Consider the following 20,105-nt stretch of genomic DNA (forward strand, 5'->3'; position numbering starts at 1 on the left):
GCGCTGGTGCGCGAGGTGCTGGCCCTCGGTGAGCGCGAGGGGGCGCTGGCGCCGGGCAGCGTCCGGGTGGGCGAGGGACTCATCTGGGGAGCGCTGGCGGAGCTGGTTCGCGCGCTGGCCCGTGGCGAGGAGGGGGCGCTGGTCGAAGAGGACGTCAACGCCGCGGGCCGGGCTCTCTGGAAGGCGCTGGCAGCGGAGGAGGAGTCGCCTTCCCGAGGCGCGGACTTCGAGCCTGGAGGCACCGGCACGTCCACTCCCGCGGCGGAGCACGTCGAAGCCGAGAGGACTGGCGGGTCTGCGTTGGCTGCCGGAGCCGCAACGCCCGAGGCGCCTGTCTCCGACAGAGTGGTGCCGGGTCATGGGCCCCGAAAAAGCGGCGCACTCTCAACGCACGCCGCGTCCCCGTCCCCATGCGCGCCCCGGCAATGCGAGCGCCTGGCCGTGTCACCTGGCCGTCGCGCCGCCTGGCCTTCGAGGAAGGTCGAAGGCCTTGGCTCCCGCGCGGCCGCGAACGCGGCGGGACGTCCACCCTGGTCCGTACAACACGAGGGCCTTCATCGAGGGCCGCCCCGTTCGCGCCTCCTCCGATACACCGCCATGGCCCAGGCACCGCCAGGCGGCGCCCCGCCTCGTGCGAATCCCTACCGCGCCACGAATCAGGAGCGCAGCTCGATCCAGACCGGCGCGTGGTCGGACGGCTGCTTTCCCTTACGCGCCTCGCGGTCCACGTCGGACGCCACCAGGCGCGAGGCCAGCGGCGCCGTCACGTAGAGGTGGTCGATGCGCAGGCCGCGGTTCTTCGGGAAGGCCAGCATGCGGTAGTCCCACCACGAGAACTTCTGCACGTCCGGGTACAGCTCACGGAAGGCATCCTTCAGCCCGAAGTCACACACCTTGCGCAGCGCGGCCTTCTCCTTGTCGGTGAAGAGCGTCTGCCCCTCCCACTCCTTCGGGTCGTAGGTGTCGATGTCCGCGGGAGCGACATTCCAATCACCGCCCAGCACCAGCGGCTCTCCAGGCTGGTGCCGCGAGTCCAGGTAGCGCCGCAGCCGCTCGTACCACTGGAGCTTGTAGTGGTACTGCTCCGAGTCCACCGACTGCCCGTTGGGCGCATAGGCGCTCACCACGCGGATGCCGCCCACCGTGGCCGCGATGAGGCGCGCGTGCGTGTCGTCCACGCCGTCCGACAGCCCCTTCACCACGTCCCGGGGCTCCTCCTTCGCGAGGATGGCCACGCCGTTGTACGTCTTCTGCCCGTGCACCGCCGCGTGGTAGCCCACCTCGCGCACCGCGTCGGTGGGGAAGTCCGCGTCCGTGCACTTGAGCTCCTGCAGGCACACGATGTCCGGCTGCGCGGTCCTCAGCCAGTCGAGCACCCGCTCCTGGCGGGCCCGAATCGAGTTCACGTTCCAGGTGGCGATCTTCATCGCGCGGACCGTCGCATGACACCCGCGCTCCCGCCACGCTTTTCCCCCGCTCCGTGGCCAGGGGGCCACACCCCGCGCCGTCTCTCGGGGGAAAGCCCCTGGCACGGCAGTGGCATTGGCTCCCGGGTGGGAGTCCGGCACACGGCTCCCCGGAGCGCCCTTCCCGGGCGCGCCGACGGAAGTCGAGGTCGCCGCCATGAGCACGAGGAAGGCCACTCCCCACGCCGGTTTCACCCTGCCCTCCGCGTTGAGGAAGTCGCTGCTGCCCGCCTGCCTCGCCGTGCTCGGGTTCGCCGCGTGGGACGACGTCCCCCTGCCCCCCTCCTGGCGCCCGTGGGTCGCCGTCGCACAGCAGCAGGCCCGGCGGCACGAGGGCGGAGACGCGGGCAACGGCGGCGTGAAGGCGGCCCCGCCCGCGCTCCCCCTCACGGAGGAGGCACCGCCGCACTTCTGGCACGAGGCGCCCTCCTCGCCGGATGACGCGCGCACGAGCCCTGATGAGACGCCCTCGGCCGAGCGGCTCGCCCTGCCGCACACGCACGGCCGGCGCGTGGACCACCTGGCCCGCGCGCGCTCCCTGAAGGAACTGGGTGACGTCTCCGGTGCCCTCACCGAGTGCCGCCGCGCCCTGTTTGACGACCCGGCGGACACGGACGCGCTGGCACTGGCTGCCCGGCTCGCCCGGCTGGGGGGACAGACGGAGGTGGCGGTGCTGGCCTATGAGCGGCTCGGCCGCCTGCTCCCCGAGGACAGCGACGCGCTGGTGCAGCAGGCGAGACTGCTGGTGTCGCTGGGCCGCTACGCGGAGGCCGTGCGCGTGGGCGAAGAGGCCGTCCTCAGGAGTCCGGAGGACGCGGAGGTGTACCAGGTGCTCGGCCGCGCCCACCTGAGCGCCGGGGAGCTGCCCGCCGCCATCCTCCGCTTCCAGCAGGCCGTGCACCTGGACCCGGAGCACGGCTACGCGCTCAACAACCTGGGCTTCGCGTACCTGCGCGCGGGCGAGGATGCGAAGGCGGCGGACGTGCTCTCCCGGGCCGCTTCCCTCCTCCCCCACGTGGCCTACGTGCACAACAACCTCGGGGTGGCCTGGGAGCGGCTGGGCCGGGTGGAGGACGCCCGCGCCGCCTATGCCACCGCCACCCGCCTGTCGCCCCGCTACGTCCAGGCGCGCGTCAACGCGGACCGGGTGAACCGGCTGGCCCGGGCGGACGTGCCCCTTCCCACCGTCCGGGACGCGGCGTCCGTGACGCCCGAGCCCTCCACGCCGTAGTGCCTGTCCGCCCGGACACCGGCCCGGGGTGGACTCCGGGCCGGTTCCCGTTCCCGTCCCCACGGTCTAACGTGCGGCCCTCTTCGAAAGCGCCATGACCCCGGCTCCCGTGATGCCCCATCCGCCCGACCCCTCCACGCCTTCCCCGGCCGCGCCTCCGCCTCCGGCGCGCCCCGGACCCGGTGCCCGCCTGTGGCGCTGGACGAAGCGGCTGCTCATCACCGGCGCCGTGTGCCTGGTCCTGGGGCTGCTCGCGATTGCCGGCGGCTACGTCTACTACAGCCGGGATTTGCCCTCGGTGGAGGCCCTGCGCCACTACCAGCCGCCGCAGGTCACCAAGGTGACGTGCGCGGACGGCAGCCTCTGCGCCGAGTTCGCCCACGAGCGCCGCACCCTCATCCGCGTGGAGGACCTGCCTCCCCACGTGCGCAATGCCTTCCTGGCCGCCGAGGACGCGGACTTCTACAAGCACGAGGGCCTGGACCCCTTCGGCATCGCCCGCGCCGCCGTGAAGAACCTCATCCCCGGCAGCCGCAAGTCCGGCGCGTCCACGATTACACAGCAGGTGGTGAAGAACCTGCTGCTCACGCCCGAGCGCAGCTTCAGCCGCAAGGCCCGCGAGTGGATTCTCACCCCGCGCGTGGAGGAGGCGTTCACCAAGGACCAGATTCTCGCCCTCTACATCAACCAGTCCTACTACGGGCAGCGCCGCTACGGCCTGGAGGAGGCCGCGCTCTTCTACTTCGGCAAGCACGCGAAGGACCTGTCCGTCGGTGAGGCGGCGGTGCTCGCGGGCACCGTGCAGCTTCCCCACCGCATCAACCCGGTGACGAACATGACGCGGGCCAAGTCGCGCCAGCGCTACGTGCTGCAGCAGATGGCGCGGCATGGCTTCGTGCCCGCCAGCGTGGTGGAGCCGGAGATGGACAAGCCCATCGTCCTGGCGCCGCGCCAGGAGAAGCCGGTGGGGCTGTACTACGCGGAGGAGATCCGCCGCACCCTCATCGCGCGCTACGGGGAGCAGGCGGTGATGGCGGGTGGCCTGCGCGTGGACATCGCCATGGTGCCGAAGCTCCAGGCCGCGGCCGAGCAGGCGGTGCGCGAGGGCCTGGAGGCGGTGGACCGGCGCCAGGGCTACCGCGGCCCGCGGGGCACGCTGACGGACGCGCAGTGGCAGCGCCTGCGCGGGTTCATCACCACCCGAATCGAGGAGGCCGGGCGCCGGCAGAAGGACCAGGGCTACGTGGCCGACCTGGCGCCGCTGGCCCGGGTGGAGAAGGAGGAGGAGCCCAAGGGGCCCCAGGCGGGCGGCGCGAGCGGCCAGGCGGAGCTGGAGGAGGACGGCTCCGAGGAGCAGCTCCCGGAGCTGACGCCCGAGGAGGAGGCCGCGCGCTCCGAGGAGGAGAAGCTGGCGCGCGCCGTGCGCCTCAAGCCGCTGGAGGAGGGGCTGCGCCTCACCGGCTACGTCACCGAGGTGGACGACAAGCGCAACGTGGCGCGCGTGGACCTGGTGGGCCGCACCGCCGAGGTGCCCTTCTCCACCGCGACGTGGGCACGCCAGAAGGGCAAGGGCTCGCCGAAGAAGGCCTCCGACGTGTTCGAGAAGGGCCAGCTCGTCTACGTGCGCGTGCTCAAGGCGCCGCCCGCGCCGGCCTTCGTGGAGGCCGCGCTGGACCAGGTGCCGCTCGTGCAGGGCGGGCTCGTGGTCATCAACCCGGAGAACCGCAACGTGGCGGCGCTGGTGGGCGGCTATGACGCGGAGCGCTCGTCCTTCAACCGCGCCACGCAGGCGAAGCGCCAGCCGGGCTCGTCCTTCAAGCCCTTCCTCTACGCGGCGGCCCTGGGCAGCGGGCGCTACACGCCGCTGTCCAAGGTGAACGACGCCCCCGAGGCCATCCGAGACCCGTACACGGGCAAGACGTGGAAGCCGCAGAACTACGACCGCCAGTTCGAGGGGCCGATGACGCTGCGCGAGGCGCTCACCCAGTCGAAGAACACGGTGTCCGTGCGCCTCATCGAGGCGCTCACCCCGGCGAGCATCATCGACTTCGCGCGCCGCGCGGGCATCCACTCGCCGCTGCCGGAGAACCTCACGCTGGCGCTGGGCACCGGCGAGGTGACGATGCTGGAGGCCGTCAACGCCTACGCGACGCTCCAGGCCAATGGCCGCTACGCGGAGCCGCTGCTGCTGCTGCGCGTGCGCGACGTGAATGGCAAGGTGCTGGAGGAGCACCAGCCCGCCTTCGAGGAGACGCTGCCCCCCGCGGTGGCGTACCTCACCACCTCGCTGATGCGCAGCGTGGTGGAGGAGGGCACGGCCAGGGCGGTGCGGGAGCTGAACCGTCCCGCCGCCGGCAAGACGGGCACCACGCAGGAGTCCAAGGACACGTGGTTCTCCGGCTTCACCGCGGACTGGGTGGCCAGCGCGTGGGTGGGCTTCGATGACAACTCGCCGCTGGGCGGCAGCGAGACGGGTGGCCGCGCCGCGCTGCCCATCTGGCTCCAGTTCATGCGCGTGGCCCACGAGGGCCTGCCCGCCCGCGAGTTCGAGGTGCCCTCCGGCGTCGTCCAGGTGCGCATCGACCCCGTCAGCGGGCTGCTGGCTGGCGCCTCCGTCCCGGGCCGGCTGGAGCCGTTCCTGGAGGGCACGCAGCCCACGGCCGAGGCGCCGCCTCCGGGGCAGGTGACTCCGGAGAACTTCTTCATCGAGGACGGCAACAGGAACGGATTGTGAGCCGAGCCCCACTCCTCGCCCTGCTGGCCGCGCTCGCGGCCGGCGCCGCGCCGCAGTCTTTCCCCACCGCTCCGGAGAGCGCCTCCGCCGTCGACCGCCTCGCGAAGTCGCTGGCGGAGTCGGTGCGCGCGCTGCCCGCGGAAGCTCCCGTGGCCCTGCACGTGTCCGGAGGCTCCGCCGAGCTGCGGCGCGCCGTGGGCACCGTGCTGGCGGCGCGGCTGGCCGCCGCGGGGCTGGCGCCGGTGGTGGTGGACGCGCCCACCGCCGAGGCCGCGGAGGGGGCCGCCCGCGCGCAGGGGGCCCGCACGCTGGTGCGCCTCACGGTGGACGTGGAGGGCGGCGAGCTTCGTGCCCGGGGCGACGCGCTGGGCACCTGGGTCAACTTCTGGTCCGGCCGCACCGCCACGCGCCCGCCGAAGCCCGCGGGCACGCTGGCCGGCGCCGTGGAGGCGGACGCGGCCGTGCTGGCGCTGGCCTCGGCCGGTGCGCCGTCGGGGCCCGCCACGAATGGCTCCGCCCCCCGGGGCGTGCGCCTGCTGGGCGCCGTCCTGGCGCGGCTGGAGCATCCGCTGGCCGCGCTGGCCACGGGAGACCTGGACGGCGACGGCAGGGACGAGGTGGCCGCCCTCACGGAGCGCGACGTGTCCGTCTTCGCCGCGGACGGACGGCTGCTGGCGCGCCGCGAGCTGGACATGCTGCCCTTCGCGAGCGCCACCACCCGCGAGCCCTTCGGCGCGCTGGCCGTGCTGCCGGGGCCGCCGCGCCTGGCGGCGTGGAGCACCCGGCACGCGCACGGAGAGGTGCTCGCGCTGGAGGCGGCGCGCGCCACGCTGAGGCCACTGGGGCCGCTGGACGCGGCGCCGCTCGGGGCCGCCGAGCGCGGGGCCTTCGTCCCCGGGCAGACGGCCTTCGCGCCGGAGGTGCGGATGGCGGACGGGCGCGCGATGACGGTGCCCGCGCCCTTCACCACCGCGAGCCTCATCCCGCCGCGGCTGCTGTTCGTCCACCCGGACGGCTCGGCATCCCTCTACCCGCGCGCCGGCGCCGCGCCCACGCGGCTGCACGGCCTGGGCGCGGGCAGCGCGCTGGGGGACGTGGACGGGGACGGGACGCCGGAGCTGCTCACCACCTCGCCGCAGCTCCAGCCCTCGCCGGACGTGCTGCGCGTGTACGCCGCCACCGGGGACGAGCCCACCGCGCACGAGCCGCTCTGGCAGGGCGCGCTGCCCGCCGGCCGCGCGCTGTACGTGGTGACGGCCGACCTGGACGGCGACAAGCGCCGCGAGGTGGTGGTGGGCCTGACGAAGCCGGACGGTACCGGCGAGCTCTTCCTCCTGCGCCACGGTGCGCCATGACGCTCCGCTCCGCCCTCACGTGTCTCGTCCTCCTCGCCTCCGCCTCCGCGCTGGCGGCCGGCCGCCCCCGCTACGGCGGCGAGCTGCGCGTGGCCCACGACGGGCCTCCGGAAGTCGCCGAGCCCGCGCTCGCCGACACGCCCCTGGAGGCCACGCTGCTGGGGCTGCTGTCGCGCCCGGTGTGCCGCATCACGACGGACGGCGCCGTCCACCCGTCGCTCGCCCGCGAGCTGTCGCGTCCCACGCCGCAGTCCGTGCGCCTCACCCTGCCCAACGCGGCGGCGGCCGGCGCGCTGGCCCGCGCGTGGATGCGGCTGGCCAGCACGGAAGGCGCCTCGCCCTACCGCGCCCTGCTCTACCCCGTGCGCGGCGAGGGGCGGCAGGTGAGCGCCAACGGCCCCCTGCTGGAGCTGTCCCTCTCCTTCCCCTGGCCGGACCTGGAGCGCGCGCTGTGCCACCCGGCCCTGGCCGCGCCCGTGGCCTCCGGCCCCCTGGGCCCCTTCAGCGCCGCGGGCCGCGGCGCGCTGGAGGCGCGGCTCGCGTGGCCGCAGGGGCGCCCGTACCTGGACCGGCTGCTGCTCACCGGCACGGACGAGCGCGGCCTGTCGCGCCTGTGGTCCGCCCGGCAGGTGCAGCTCGTGCTGGGCGTCTCCTCGGAGACGGACACCACGGCAGGCGCGCCCTTCTACGCCACGTACCTCGCCTTCTCGCCCCGGCGCCTGCCCTCGGACTTCCGGCAGGCCGTGGAGAGCGCCATCGACCGCGAGGACCTCACCCGCCTCTTCGTCCACGCCCCGGCGCTGCCCATGCCGCACCTGCTGCCGCCCATGCTGATGCAGCAGGGCCCCCGGCCGCGCCCCGCCCCACCCGCCACCGGGCCCGCTCGCAAGGTGACACTCCTCTACGACAGCTCCGTGGAGGACCAGCGCGCGGTGGCCGAGCGCATCCAGGTGAAGCTGCACGAGCGCGGCTACACCGTGGCGCTGGAGCCGCTGCCGCGCGCGGCGCTGCGCGCGCGCTGGGCGAAGGGTGACTTCGAGCTGATGCTGCACGCCCTGCTGCTGCCGCCCGTGCCCGGCCCCGCGCTGGCGGTGGTGCTGGACGCGGGCGGGCGGAGGGATTTGCTCGGCGTGGAGCTTCCCGCCATCGGCGCGCTGGCGGACGCGGCGGCCCGGGACACACGCGCGAGGGAGCGGGCGTTGGCGCTGGCGCCGTCCGTGCCGCTGGTGCCCCTGTACGCGCAAGGCCTGGGCCTGCGCGTGGCGCCCGAGGCCGGCGGCCTGAGGTTCGACGCGCAGGGCCTGCCCATGCTGGACGGGCTCCACCTGGTGCCCCAGGAAGCGACGGCCACCGGAGGCCGCCCGTGAGGAGGCCGCCATGCGCCTGAGGACGCGGCTGGCGCTCGCCTTCGCCCTGCTGGCGCTGGTGCCGCTGGCGGTGGTGGTGCCCCTCACCCTCACCCGCCTGCGGGACACGCTGTCGCGCGAGCTGGACGCGCGCATGGAGGCCGCCACCACCTCCGCGCAGGAGTCGCTGGAGCGCTCCGGCGCCACCGCCCGCCGCGCGGTGGAGGAGCTGGTGGACAGCCCCGCCATGGAGGACCTGGCGCGCGAGGCCCGCGAGAGCCCCACCCGCGCCATCAAGGCCGGCACCGCCGAGGGGCTGATGCAGAGCCGCGGCCTGTCGGTGCTCGCCCTCTTCGACCGGGGCGGCACGGTGCTGTCCTCCGGCCACCTGCCCGCGCGGCGTGGCGACCCGGACCCGGACCTCTTCGCCGTCACCCGCGAGAAGTCCCTGAAGCCCGTGCCGGTGCGCGTGGACGTGCGCACCCCGTCCGGCCTGCGCCAGCTTCCCGCGCTCGTCACCGCGCGCCCGGTGGACTACGGAGATTCGCGGCTGTGGGCGGTGGGCGGCGTGCTGCTCGACGAGGGACTGGCGCAGCACCTGTCGCGACTCACCCAGGCGCAGGTGTCCGTGGTGTCGGGTGGCACGGAGCTGGCCCGGGCCGGCGCGGCAGAGCCACCCACGGTGGCGCGCACGCTGCCGCTGGGAGAGGCCACCACGGTGCGGCTCGTCTTCAGCCGGGCCCCGGCGCGGGAAGCCGAGCAGGGCGTCATGCGCGCCTTCCTCCTGCTGGCGGGGCTGGGCGGCACCTTCGCGGTGCTGCTGGGCCTGCTGGTGTCGCGGTGGATGACGCGCCCGGTGGAGGCCCTCACCGAGGGCGCCCGGCGCGTGGCGGAGGGCGCGCTGGACGCGCAGGTGGCGGTGGAGGCCAGCGGCGAGGTGGGCGAGCTGGTCCGCACCTTCAACCGGATGACGGGCGAGCTGAAGGCCACCACCGAGCGGCTGGTGGCCAGCGAGCGCATCGCCGCGTGGCAGGAGGTGGCGCGGCGGCTGGCGCACGAAATCAAGAACCCGCTGACGCCCATCCGCATGTCGCTGGAGACGCTGCAGGCCGCGCAGGAGGCAGGGCACCCTCGCTTCCCCGACATGTTCAAGGAGAGCGCGGGCGTGGTGCTGGAAGAGGTGGACCGGCTGCGGCGCATCGTGGACGAGTTCAGCCGCTTCGCGCGGATGCCCAAGCCGCAGCTCGCGCCGGTGGACCTGGGTGAATTGGTGCAGAGCGTGCTGTCGCTGTACGCCACGCCGCCGCCGGGCATCCAGCTGCTCCCCTCGCTCCAGACGGGCGTGGTGGCGCGGGTGGATAGAGATCAGCTCACGCAGGTGCTGGTCAACCTGGTGAAGAACGCCGAGGAGGCCATGGCGGAGAAGGGCGGCCCGCTGCGCGTGCGGGTGAAGGGCACGGAGGCGGACGCCATCATCGAGGTGGAGGACAGCGGCCCGGGCATTCCGCCGGAGCACCGCGCCCGTATCTTCGAGCCCTACTTCACCACCAAGGACGGCGGCACCGGCCTGGGGCTGGCCATCGCGGCGCGCATCCTCCAGGAGCACGGCGGCAAGCTGGACGTGGGCGGCGAGCCCGGCCAGGGCGCCCGCTTCAGCGTGGTGCTGCCCCGCGCCGAGGGCGTGGGGCCCGTCAAGTCACGGGCGGAGTGACGGGACGTCCCATGCGGGGGTGTCACCCACGCGGCTGTCTTCACACGCGTCGTGGCTCCGATGCACTTCGGGTGCGATGACTCCCGGCGGAGCCTTGACGGCCACGAGGCGTGAGGGCCGCGCCGCTCCCGTCCTCCCGGGCTTCCGGGGGTCTTGTTATCTTGCGCGCCCATGAATGAGCCCACGGCCGTGTCCGACCCGCGCATCGGCTCGGTGTTGCAGGAGCGCTACCGCATCATCGAGCGACTCGCGGCGGGTGGCATAGGCGTGGTCTACCGGGGCGAGCGCCTGGAGGTGGGCAAGCCGGTCGCCATCAAGTTCCTCCACGCGTGGGCGGCCCGGGACGAGGACTTCCGGAAGCGGTTCCAGGTGGAGGCGCGCGCCATGAGCCGCCTCACCCATCCGTGCTGCGTGTCGGTCATCGACTTCGGCGTGGACCAGGACTCGCCGTACATGGTGATGGACTTCGTCACCGGCGAGACGCTGCGCGGCCTGCTGCGCGACGGGCCGCTGCCGCCGGCCAGGGCCCTGGCCACCATCCGCCACGTGCTCGCGGGACTGGCGCACGCGCACGCGCAGGGCATCGTCCACCGGGACATCAAGCCGGAGAACATCATCGTCACCCAGGCCGTGGGCCTCGGGGAGCAGGTGCGCATCCTCGACTTCGGAATCGCCAAGCTCCGGGACGAGGCGACGGGCCTCACCTCCGGGCTGATGCTCGGGACGCCGGCGTACATGGCTCCGGAGCAGATTCACGGCGAGCCGGTGGGCCCGCCCACGGACCTGTACGCCACCGGGGTGCTGCTCTTCGAGCTGCTCACCGGAAACAAGCCCTTCACCGCGTCGAGCAACGCGGAGCTCTTCCACATGCACCGCGAGGTGAAGCCCCCGCCGCTGCGCGAGGTGGCGCCCGAGGCCGGCTTCACCGCCGAGCTCGAGGCGGCGGTGGAGAAGGCGCTGGCGAAGGCCCCGGCGGAGCGCTTCCAGTCCGCGACGGACTTCCTCGCCGCGCTCGACACGGTCGTGTTCGCGCCGGCCCGCATCCACGTGGCGCCGCCGGGCCAGGACGCGGCGCCGGGTCCGGGCGCCGACTCCGCGCCGGCCCGGGCTCACGCGACGCCCTCGCGCCAGGAGGCGCCCGAAGCTCCGCGCACCACCGACGCCGCATCCGCACAGCGGGAAGAGGCGCTCGCGACGGAGGGGGCCTCGGCGCCGCGGAATTCACCGTCCAAAGCCCAGGCTCCCGCCGCGTGGGCGGCCTCGACGGAGGCCGTGGCCGCCGACTCCCCGCGAAACGTCCCCACGGAGCGCATCCCCCTGACAGCGTCCGGGGCGACTCCAACGACCCGGGGCCGCTCGCCCGCCATCATGCTGGGGGGCGCGGCGGCGCTCGTCCTCCTCGGGGCGGGCATCGTCTGGTGGGCCGCTGCCTCCACCTCCTCCGCTCCAGCGCCCGCGACCTCCGAGGCCGCGAAGCGCCCACAGGCCCCGGCCTCGCGAGGCACTGCGACGCGAGAGCAGCCCCGGACGGGCGCCTCGCCCCGCGAGGACTGGCGTCCCCCTCCGGAAGACCTCCCGGGTCTCGACGAGGTCCACCGGTTGATCGACGCCCAGCGGCGGGACGCGGCCCTGGCGGCGCTGAAGAAGCTGGCGGCGAAGCATCCGCGGAGCGCCTACGTGCGCTACCTGGAAGGAAACGTCAACTTCGACAACCTCCGCTGGGTGGATGGCGTGGCGGCGTACCGGGCGGCGCTGCGCAACGACGCCTCGTACCGCGACTCCCCCACCCTCATCCGGAACGCCATCCGCTGCCTCGTCAGCGACCGGTTCCATGGCATCTGCCAGGACTTCATCCGCAAGGACCTGGGCGACGCCGCCGTGCCCTACCTGGAGGAAGCCGCCCGCGCGGACCCCATGGCCAACGTACGGACCCGGGCCGCGGGGCTGCTCCGCGAGTCTCGCTGAGCCTCCGGTGTAGCCCCTCCCCCCACTGCATCGTCCCCGCCGCAATCATCCCAGGAGACTGTCGGCGCGCGAGCAGACAGGGTCTGAGCTGCCTCAATTCGCGGCCACTGGTGAACGATGGGGGGGCTTCGCGCCGGGGGCCTCCATGCTGATTCGCAAGTGCGTCGCGGTGTTGGTGGGACTGGTGCTGGTGAGCTGCGGAGATGATGACCCGCCAGCCTCGCCGGGGCGCTTCGGTGAGGTGACGAGCGCGGTGGTGCTGGTCAACCCGGTCATCAACCAGGGGTCCACCACGTCCGTGGTGCCGGGCAGCGGGGCGACGTGACAGTGCTGGCGGAGCCAACCGCATGCGCGGCGTGAAGGTCACCGGCCGGCTGACGAGCAACGCCAACAGCTTCTCCGGCGCCTTCTCGGACATCGCCAGCGCCACCATCACCGGCAACGGCGTGACGCTGCCGCGCAACCGCTTCACGGCCGGGCAGGCCACGGTGCCCAGCTCCAGCGCGGTGCTGGTGGACAACACGGGGATTCCCTGAACGGCGGCTCGCGCTCGGACCGGGACTGGGGCTGAGACAGCGGCTGGGGCCTCTACGGCGAGCTGCTGCTCAATCCCGCCTTTCCCAAGGTGCCCGTCCTCATCGTCTCGCGCGCGACGTGGCTCCCGCGGGACGTGCCCCTCTCGGGCATCCTCGCGATGCTGGAGACGCCCACCAGCCCGAGCGCATGGGAGCACTTCCGCGGCAGGGTGCGCCCGATTCTCCGGACACTGGCGGAGCAGGTGCGGGCCGAGGAGAATCGGTAGCCTTTCCGCCATGCTCGCCCACAAGCCCGTGCTCCGCGGTGAACGCGTCGTCCTCCGGCCTTTCCTCCCCGAAGACGTGCCCGCGCTCTGGCGGATGCTCCACGAGCCCGAGTGCATGCGGCTCACCGGCTCGCAGCAGCCGTTCACCCGGGAGGCCGTGGAGGCGTGGTACGCGAGCCGGGCCGAAGAGCCGGACCGGCTCGACCTGGCCATCACGGATGCCGCCACCGGCGAGTGCCTGGGCGAGGTGGTGCTCAACAACCTCGACCCGCACAACCGCGCCTGCAACTTCCGCATCTCGCTCACCGGGCCCGGCGTCTTCGGACGCGGGCTGGGCACCGAGGCAACACGGCTGATGCTGCGGCACGCCTTCGAGAGCGTGGCTCTGCACCGCGTGGAGCTGGAGGTCTACGCCTTCAACCCCCGCGCCCGGCGCGTCTACGAGAAGGTGGGCTTCGTCGCCGAGGGCGTCCGGCGGCAGGTCCTCTGGTGGGAGGGCGCCTGGCATGACGCCATCCTCATGTCCCTCCTCGCCCCCGAGTGGGCGAGCCACTCCGGGAGGCTGGGAGGCCGCTGAGCGCCACGGCCGGCGCTCAGCGGGCGACGGCCCCTCCCGGAGTGACGGGAGAGGCCGCGCCGGTGCGTCAGTTCATCTCAATCTGGTTGTAGAGGACTTCCGTCGGCGCGACACCATCGCTGAAGTCGACGATGCGCGTGTAGCGGTGGGTTCCCAGGTAGGGGGAGCCGTACAAGAGCTGGTCATGGCCGAGCGCGCGGAAGTCGCCGACGAAGGCCGTGGTCGTCAGGTTGTACAGGACATAACCATCGCCAATCTCCTCGCGGTAGCGCACCTCGGCCGGAGGCACGCCATCCAGGAAGTCCGCCACCAGCAGCCTGGGGCCCGTGGTGCCGTTGTTGACCAACAGGAGCTGGTCGTACCCGAGGCCGCGGAAGTCGCCGACGAACCCGGCGTCGCCGTCATCGGTCAGTCCATCCAGCTGGGGGAAGGCTCCCGTCTGCTCGGAGTAGCGCACCTCCGCCGGAGCCACGCCGTCCCGGAAGTCGAGGACCTGCACCCGGCCCTGGGTGCCCGCGCGGTTGATGCAGAGCACCTGGTCATACCCCCGGTTCTGGAAGTCCCCGACGAGGAGCTGGTCGTTCGGGTCAATCCAGCCCTGGAGGGTGTCGGGGAGGCTGCTCCAGGACTCCAAGTAGCCGACCTCGACGGGGGCGGCGCCGTCGCTGAAGTCGGCAATCATCACCCGGCCGCCCACGCCGTCGCGGTTGATGAACATGACCTGGTCATGACCGCGCCCGAGGAAGTCGCCCACGAGCTGGAGGTCCTCCGGGCCCTGCCAGCCATTGAGGATATCGCTCTGACCGTAGGGCTCGTGGTAGCGGACCTCGACGGGCACCACGCCGTCGCGGAAGTCGGTAATCATCACCCGGCCGCCCCAGCCCGAGTTGTTGATGAACAGGAGCTGGTCGTAGCCCAGGCCCCGGAAGTCGCCCTTCAGCTTCACGTCGGACGGCTCATGCCACCCGTCCATCACACCCGAGTCGCCCCAGTTCTCCTGGTAGCGCAGGTCGTACGCGCCATTCTTGAAGCGGTAGTCGTAGGCATTCACCCGGCGGCCGGTGCCCCCGCCGAAGATGGCCAGGAGCTGCTCGGTGCCTGACCCGATGAAGTCGCCGGCCTGGTAGACAATGGGCATCGCGAGCCGGAACGTCCGGGGCGCGCCATTGAGCAGCGGGCTGTTCCGCCCCTGCGCGTCCAGCGCGAAGACCTGCAGCGTGTGCTCCTGCCCGTCGACGTAGGAATCCGGGAGCCGGAAGCTGAAGCCGTGGTTGCCCGTGGTACCGGGGTAGGCCGCGTTGACGTCCCCCCGGTAGAGGTTCGCGGTGATGGTGGCGGCCGTGGCCGGGTTTCCGTCGATGGAGTAGTAGACGTTGATGGAGGCGGAGGGCGAGTCCAGGTCCAGCGCCCAGCCCGTCACCACGCCGTCACCTCCGATGGAGTCCAGCGTCCCGAAGGCACCCGGCAGGTTGAAGGTGCGAGCCGAGCCGTCCAGCAGCGGGTTGTGGAGGCCCTGCGCGTCGATGCCATAGACGTACATCGTATGCGGCTGGCCATCGCGGAAATACGCCGGCACGGGGAAGTAGAAGCCGTGGTCGCCGACGATGCCGTTGAAGGCGTCGTTGACGTCGGAGCGGTAGACGTCCGTGGCCGCCGCCCCGCTGTACGCGCCGGAGCCCGCCGGCCCGTCGATGTAGTAGTGCACGTCGATGGAGACCCCGGGAGAGGCGGTGTCGAGCGCCCAGCCCTTCACCTGTCCCGTCGGGGTGATTTCCTCGAAGTACCCCTTCACCACGCCGGGGTACATCTTCGCCGCGGCGGCGACGTCACCCGGGCTCAGCCCGCTTCGCTGTCCGATGGACTCGCCGTTCTTCGTCCGGATGGTGGTGAGCTTCGCGCCCGTGACGGGGTCGGTCTTCCCGAAGGACGTGGAGCCGTAGTGCATGATGGAGTTGAAGTCGTACGGCCCCTCGTCGTCTCCATCGCTGATGTGCTGCTCGAAGTTGTGCTCGCTGCCATCCAGGATGTTGTCCCAGAGGATGTCCACGTACTGGTCGCGGTCCGCCCGGCTCTGCTCGTGCCAGAGCCCGATGGCGTGGCCAAGCTCATGGACCACCGAGCCGAAACCGCAGCCCTCGGCCAGGATGATGAACTGGCGGTCGCCCTGCATGCCGACGGCGGAGGAGCAGACGGTCCCCTTCGTGAAGTAGACGTGAGGCGTGGAGGTGGGAGTGGACGCGGAGACGGGGGAGAACCGCAGGCCCGTCTGCCGCTCCCAGTGCCGCATGGCATCCGCCACCACGTAGTTGTCGTAGAGCGAGCCGTAGACGTGGACGTAGGGCACCACGCCGTTGGGCCAGCGCTTGCTGGTGGGGGTGACGATGAGGCCCTGGGCGGAGACGCGCCCCTCGGCCTGGGCGCGCAGGGACTCGGACTCGCGCTCCACCTGCTCCGCCGTGCCGAGGATGATGTCGCCCTCGAAGATGGCCATGCCATCCACGACCTCGTACTTCACCTTCCGCGGCTCGCCCCTGGGGCCGATGCGCGCATAGGCGGTGCGCACCTTGGAAGCGGGAGCCTGGACGGGCTCGGGCGTGGCCTGTGCCGCCGGCGTCTCCGCGTCATCCACGGGCCGGCATCCGGCCGTGAGGCACACCGCGGCCATCAGGGCCCGTCCCAGACGGGACCTGTCGTTCGTTCTACGCATGTGGGGCGACTTCCCTTCGGTGGAATGGAGGTGAATCACTCCCAATACGAAGGCACGGGAAAATCCTGGCGGGCCTTTCGTGCATGCCCCGGCTCGTTCCATTCGCGGACAGGTTTATTCACAACTAAACCTTCTGATAGGGTCCGCCCACTCACCAGGAGGGTGCCGCGTGAATGAGGCAGTGTCCGTCCCGCTGGGACGCGGGTTGAGGGATGCACGGCTGCGGACCGGCCTGACGCCGGCCCAGGTGGCGGACGCGGCGCGCCTTCCACCCGAGGCCTACGTGCGCATCGAGCGCGGGAAGCTGCTGCCCACCCTGCCCGCCCTCTACCTGTTGTGCCGCGCGCTGGGCATCCGCGCGGACTGGCTGCGAGGAGAGCCGTCCGCGAACCCCTGAGTCCACGCCCCGGGCCCGGCGTGTGCGCTACCCTCGCGCCCGCGCATGGAATGTCCCGCCAGGCCCCCACGGCCCACCCACCATGATTGATTACAACCCCAAGGACTGGTTCACCTTCATCTTCCGGATCCACCAGGCGGACACCTTCCGGAAGCTGCTGCCGATGATTGTCGCCATCTGCCTGTACTCGGCGCTGGTGGCCTGGCTGGAGTCCGCGGTCTGGAAGCTGCCCGACGACAGCCGCGTCAAGAACATCTCCCTGCTGCACAGCCTGCTCGGCTTCGTCATCTCCCTGCTGCTCGCCTTCCGGTCCAACTCCGCCTACGACCGCTGGTGGGAGGGCCGGAAGCAGTGGGGCGCCCTGGTCAACAACAGCCGGAACCTCGCCCTGAGGATGAACGCCCTCCTCCCCGAGGAGGACCGGGACAACCGCGAGTTCTTCCGGGCGATGATTCCCAACTACGCCTTCGCCCTGAAGAACCACCTGAGGGACCAGTTCAACCCGGAGGAGTTCGTCGCCGGGGGCGGCGTGGAGGCCCGGCACCTGGACCCGTCCCGGCACGTCCCCAACCAGCTTGCCTCGCTCCTGATGCGGAAGGTCTACGCGCTGCAGAAGCAGGGCGTCCTCACCGGGGAGCAGCTGCTCTCCATGAACGCGGAGCTCCAGTCGTTCACCGACATCTGCGGGGCCTGCGAGCGCATCCGCAACACGCCCATCCCCTTCTCGTACTCGGTCTTCCTGAAGAAGTTCATCTTCTTCTATGTGATGACGCTGCCCTTCGGACTGGCCTTCAGCCTGGGCTACTACGTCATCCTGGCGGTGGCCTTCGTCTTCTACGTCCTCGCGTCGATGGAGCTCATCGCGGAGGAAATCGAGAACCCCTTCGGCACCGACGCCAACGACCTGCCCACGGATGGCATCAGCGGGAAGATCCGCCGGCACGTGGGGGAGATTCTCTGATGTTCCGTGCCCGTTCTCTGGCCTGGCGCACCGACCTCATGCTCCGCGCCTTCCACGGCACGGTGACGCAGCTTCCGGACTGCGTGCGCGTGGAGACTCCCTCCGACCCGGACTTCTACAGCGGCAACCTGCTGCTGTTCCCCTCGCCGCCCGGCCCGGGGGATGACCTGCGCTGGGTCCGCCGGTTCCACGAGGAGTTCGCACACGCGCCACGCATCCGGCACGTGACGCTCGGCTGGGACGACCCGCATGGAGGCCCCGGGGTGGAGGAGCCGTTCCTGGCGAAGGGCTTCACGCTCATCGCGGATGTCGTCCTCACGGCCGAGGCCGTCCAGCCGCCACCGCGTCCCCTCGCGGGGCTCGACGTCCGGCCGCTCGCGGGCGACGCGGACTGGGCCGCCGCGATGGAGAACCACCGCGCGGAGCGCCCGCCATCGGTGCCGCCCGAGAGCTACGAGCCCTTCATCCACCGCCACCTGAACCGGTACCGGGAGATGACGCGCACCGGGCGGGGCACCTGGTTCGGCGCGTTCCTGGAGGGCCGGCTGGTGGGGGACCTGGGCATCTTCGTCGACGAGGGCGTGGCTCGCTTCCAGGAAGTGGGCACCCATCCGGAGTTCCGGAACCGGGGTGTCTGCGGAACGCTGGTCCACGAGGCCTCGCGCCATGCCCTCGCGCGCCTGGGAGCGCGCGTGCTCGTCCTCGTCGCGGAGGAAGGCGGCCCGGCGGAGCGCATCTACCGGTCGGTTGGATTCCGGGAGACGGAGCGGCAGCGCACGCTCACCCTGCGGCCCGTGGCGTGAGGCCATGCCCCCATCCTGATGCAGCCGTGATGGAACCATGAGCAACGGGAGGGCGCCGCGTGGCACAGATGTCATCCAGGCGCGCGCGTTCCTCCCGAGCCGAGGGGGACGGGAGGCGGTCTCGCGGGCGCTGCTGTCTCACGACGTTCCCCACGCCGCGCCCCAGGACCTTGGAGCTGGGGCCCGCTGGCATGCGTGGCCCGGACGTGGGGCAGCAGCGCCCGGACGGCCGGTGCTCCCCGGCGCCGGCGCTGTCGAACAGGCGACAGCGCCGCCGCGTCGCGGTGCCGGGCTCCAACGCCACGGCGCCCCATTCATGACAGGAGGTGTCAACAAAGGACTCCAGACTCCCGCGTATGACTGAACCCCGAGAGACACCTGTCACGAGCCTCCCCCTGCACGGCAAGGTGGCCCTGGTCGCGGGCGCCACGCGCGGCGCGGGCCGAGGCATCGCCGTCGAGCTGGGCGCGGCGGGCGCCACCGTCTATGTCACCGGCCGCACCACGCGCACACAGCGCTCCGAGCAGAACCGCCCGGAGACCATCGAGGAGACCGCGGAGCGAGTCACCCGAGCCGGAGGACACGGCATCGCGGTCCAGGTGGACCACCTGGAGCCGGCGCGGGTGCGGGCCCTGGTGGAGCGCATCGACCGCGAGCAGGGCCGGCTCGACGTGCTGGTCAACGACATCTGGGGCGGCGAGCACCTCTTCGAGTGGAACAAGCCCCTCTGGGAGCAGCCCCTGGACGCCGGGCTGCGGATGCTGCGGCTGGCCGTCGACACCCACCTCATCACCAGCCACTGCGCGCTGCCGCTGCTCATCCGGAAACCCGGGGGGCTCGTCGTCGAAGTGACGGACGGCACCGCCGAGTACAACGCCACGCACTTCCGGGTGTCGACGTTCTATGACCTCGCGAAGGCGGCCGTCCTCCGGCTGGCGTGGAGCCAGGCCCACGAGCTGCGGCCCCACGGGGCCACCGCCGTCGCGCTGACGCCCGGCTGGCTCCGCTCCGAGATGATGCTGGAAATCCACGGCGTCACCGAGGCGAACTGGCGCGACGCGACGGCCCAGCAGCCGCACTTCATCATCTCGGAGTCACCGGCCTACGTCGGGCGCGCGGTCGCCGCGCTCGCCGCGGACCCGGACGTGGCCCGCTGGAGCGGACAGTCCCTCTCCAGCGGCCAGCTCGCGAAGGTGTACGGCTTCACGGACGTCGACGGCTCCCAGCCCGACGCCTGGCGCTACATCCCCGAGGTCCAGGACGCGGGCAAGCCCGCCGACGCCACCGGCTACCGGTAGCCGGCTCAGGGCCTCGCGCCCCCCCGGGACCTGCGCAGGCGCGTGGAGAGCTCGGTCATGGTGTCGGCCCGGCACACGGTGGTGTGCTCGACAGAGTCGAAGCCCTTGCGGACGAACTTCACGCGCAGGGGCGCCCCCGGCGTGCACTCCAGCGTCAGCGACAGGGGCGTGGTGCCCTGCTTCACCCCGTCCACGCTCACCGTGGCCCCCGTGGGCTCGGACTCGGCGATGAGCAGGCTGGTCCCCTCGATGGGGGCCCGCTGCTCGCGCACCTCGCCCTCGCGCACCGGCGCGGCCGTGTCGAAACGCGGCGCGAGCGTCTGCTCGGGGAGCGCCGGGTTCTCATCCGCGGAGGACTGCGACACGCGCTGAAGCTCGGGCAGCACCAGCAGCACGGCCGCCAGCACACCGAAGCACGCGGAGCCGAGCCGCAGCGCGGCGGCCAGGGGCCTCGCGGGCGCGGGCGGAGGCGGCTGTGGAGCCGGTCTCACCCGAGGGGACTGCCGCGCCCCGGCCGGACTTCCCGGCGCGGCCCCGGCGCGCGGGGCGGGCGTCCCGGGCACGGGCACGTCCCGCGGCTCGGACGTGGACGGTGGCCGGGTGTGGACGGGGCCCGCCTGCGCCTGGACATGGCCAAGCTCCTCCGTGCGCCCCATGAGGGACTTCGACCAGGTGTCGCCTTCGGGCCCTTCGTAGACGGGCCTCCCGCTCGCGGGGGTTGCCTCGTTGCTCATGTGTCGTCACTCCCCCGC

The 20,105-nt window shown here is 72.5% G+C and carries 17 protein-coding genes; 14 read left to right on the forward strand and 3 right to left on the reverse strand.

Annotated features, from left to right (window positions below):
• Nucleotides 1-656: 656 nt before the first annotated feature.
• On the reverse strand, nucleotides 657-1,427 hold the full coding sequence (gene xth / locus K8638_RS09245) for an exodeoxyribonuclease III (RefSeq protein ID WP_223754082.1): 771 nt from the start codon (nucleotides 1,425-1,427) through the stop codon (nucleotides 657-659).
• A gap of 196 nt (nucleotides 1,428-1,623) precedes the next feature.
• Between xth and K8638_RS09250 the strand changes: the two genes are divergently transcribed.
• The 10 genes from K8638_RS09250 (at nucleotide 1,624) to K8638_RS09295 (ending at nucleotide 13,187) form a co-directional block, all read left to right on the forward strand.
• Nucleotides 1,624-2,697 (forward strand): tetratricopeptide repeat protein, encoded by a 1,074-nt coding sequence (locus K8638_RS09250; RefSeq protein WP_223754083.1) that lies wholly within the window; start codon nucleotides 1,624-1,626, stop codon nucleotides 2,695-2,697.
• Nucleotides 2,698-2,791: 94 nt separating this feature from the next.
• Nucleotides 2,792-5,431: a penicillin-binding protein 1A gene (locus tag K8638_RS09255; protein ID WP_223754084.1), complete on the forward strand. Its 2,640-nt coding sequence runs from the start codon at nucleotides 2,792-2,794 to the stop codon at nucleotides 5,429-5,431.
• Complete coding sequence (locus K8638_RS09260; RefSeq protein WP_223754085.1) at nucleotides 5,428-6,786, forward strand: VCBS repeat-containing protein; 1,359 nt, start codon at nucleotides 5,428-5,430, stop codon at nucleotides 6,784-6,786. The genes K8638_RS09255 and K8638_RS09260 overlap by 4 nt, the downstream gene beginning before the upstream one ends.
• Complete coding sequence (locus K8638_RS09265; RefSeq protein WP_223754086.1) at nucleotides 6,783-8,153, forward strand: peptide ABC transporter substrate-binding protein; 1,371 nt, start codon at nucleotides 6,783-6,785, stop codon at nucleotides 8,151-8,153. Before K8638_RS09260 ends, K8638_RS09265 begins: the two co-directional genes overlap by 4 nt.
• 10 nt (nucleotides 8,154-8,163) lie before the next feature.
• On the forward strand, nucleotides 8,164-9,843 hold the full coding sequence (locus K8638_RS09270; RefSeq protein WP_223754087.1) for an ATP-binding protein: 1,680 nt from the start codon (nucleotides 8,164-8,166) through the stop codon (nucleotides 9,841-9,843).
• A gap of 171 nt (nucleotides 9,844-10,014) precedes the next feature.
• Nucleotides 10,015-11,808, forward strand: coding sequence for a serine/threonine-protein kinase (locus K8638_RS09275; protein WP_223754088.1), 1,794 nt, complete (start codon nucleotides 10,015-10,017; stop codon nucleotides 11,806-11,808).
• Nucleotides 11,809-11,953: 145 nt separating this feature from the next.
• Nucleotides 11,954-12,133 (forward strand): hypothetical protein, encoded by a 180-nt coding sequence (locus tag K8638_RS09280; RefSeq protein ID WP_223754089.1) that lies wholly within the window; start codon nucleotides 11,954-11,956, stop codon nucleotides 12,131-12,133.
• 22 nt (nucleotides 12,134-12,155) lie between these two features.
• On the forward strand, nucleotides 12,156-12,344 hold the full coding sequence (locus K8638_RS09285) for a hypothetical protein (RefSeq protein ID WP_223754090.1): 189 nt from the start codon (nucleotides 12,156-12,158) through the stop codon (nucleotides 12,342-12,344).
• Nucleotides 12,345-12,433: 89 nt separating this feature from the next.
• On the forward strand, nucleotides 12,434-12,610 hold the full coding sequence (locus K8638_RS09290; RefSeq protein WP_223754091.1) for a hypothetical protein: 177 nt from the start codon (nucleotides 12,434-12,436) through the stop codon (nucleotides 12,608-12,610).
• A 10-nt stretch (nucleotides 12,611-12,620) separates the two neighbouring features.
• Entirely contained in the window at nucleotides 12,621-13,187 is a 567-nt protein-coding gene (locus K8638_RS09295; RefSeq protein WP_223754092.1) for a GNAT family N-acetyltransferase, read from the forward strand.
• Nucleotides 13,188-13,254: 67 nt separating this feature from the next.
• Here the strand turns inward: K8638_RS09295 and K8638_RS09300 are convergent, their stop codons facing one another.
• Nucleotides 13,255-15,894: a M12 family metallopeptidase gene (locus tag K8638_RS09300; protein ID WP_223754093.1), complete on the reverse strand. Its 2,640-nt coding sequence runs from the start codon at nucleotides 15,892-15,894 to the stop codon at nucleotides 13,255-13,257.
• 169 nt (nucleotides 15,895-16,063) lie between these two features.
• On the opposite strand from K8638_RS09300, the gene K8638_RS09305 reads away from it, so the two are divergent.
• The 4 genes from K8638_RS09305 to K8638_RS09320 all read left to right on the forward strand — a co-directional run bounded on the left by K8638_RS09305 (nucleotide 16,064) and on the right by K8638_RS09320 (nucleotide 19,353).
• Complete coding sequence (locus tag K8638_RS09305; protein ID WP_223754094.1) at nucleotides 16,064-16,291, forward strand: helix-turn-helix transcriptional regulator; 228 nt, start codon at nucleotides 16,064-16,066, stop codon at nucleotides 16,289-16,291.
• Between the two features lie 82 nt (nucleotides 16,292-16,373).
• On the forward strand, nucleotides 16,374-17,252 hold the full coding sequence (locus K8638_RS09310; protein ID WP_223754095.1) for a bestrophin family protein: 879 nt from the start codon (nucleotides 16,374-16,376) through the stop codon (nucleotides 17,250-17,252).
• Nucleotides 17,252-18,055: a GNAT family N-acetyltransferase gene (locus tag K8638_RS09315; protein ID WP_223754096.1), complete on the forward strand. Its 804-nt coding sequence runs from the start codon at nucleotides 17,252-17,254 to the stop codon at nucleotides 18,053-18,055. Before K8638_RS09310 ends, K8638_RS09315 begins: the two co-directional genes overlap by 1 nt.
• A 356-nt stretch (nucleotides 18,056-18,411) precedes the next feature.
• Nucleotides 18,412-19,353 carry an SDR family oxidoreductase gene (locus K8638_RS09320; RefSeq protein WP_223754097.1) on the forward strand — a complete coding sequence of 314 codons (942 nt, stop codon included), beginning with the start codon at nucleotides 18,412-18,414 and terminating at the stop codon, nucleotides 19,351-19,353.
• Nucleotides 19,354-19,358: 5 nt separating this feature from the next.
• On the opposite strand, the gene K8638_RS09325 is transcribed toward K8638_RS09320, so the two are convergent.
• Nucleotides 19,359-20,087: a PEGA domain-containing protein gene (locus K8638_RS09325; protein ID WP_223754098.1), complete on the reverse strand. Its 729-nt coding sequence runs from the start codon at nucleotides 20,085-20,087 to the stop codon at nucleotides 19,359-19,361.
• Between the last annotated feature and the right edge of the window lie 18 nt (nucleotides 20,088-20,105).

Source organism: Myxococcus sp. RHSTA-1-4, assembly GCF_020037125.1.
Classification (GTDB): Bacteria; Myxococcota; Myxococcia; order Myxococcales; family Myxococcaceae; genus Myxococcus.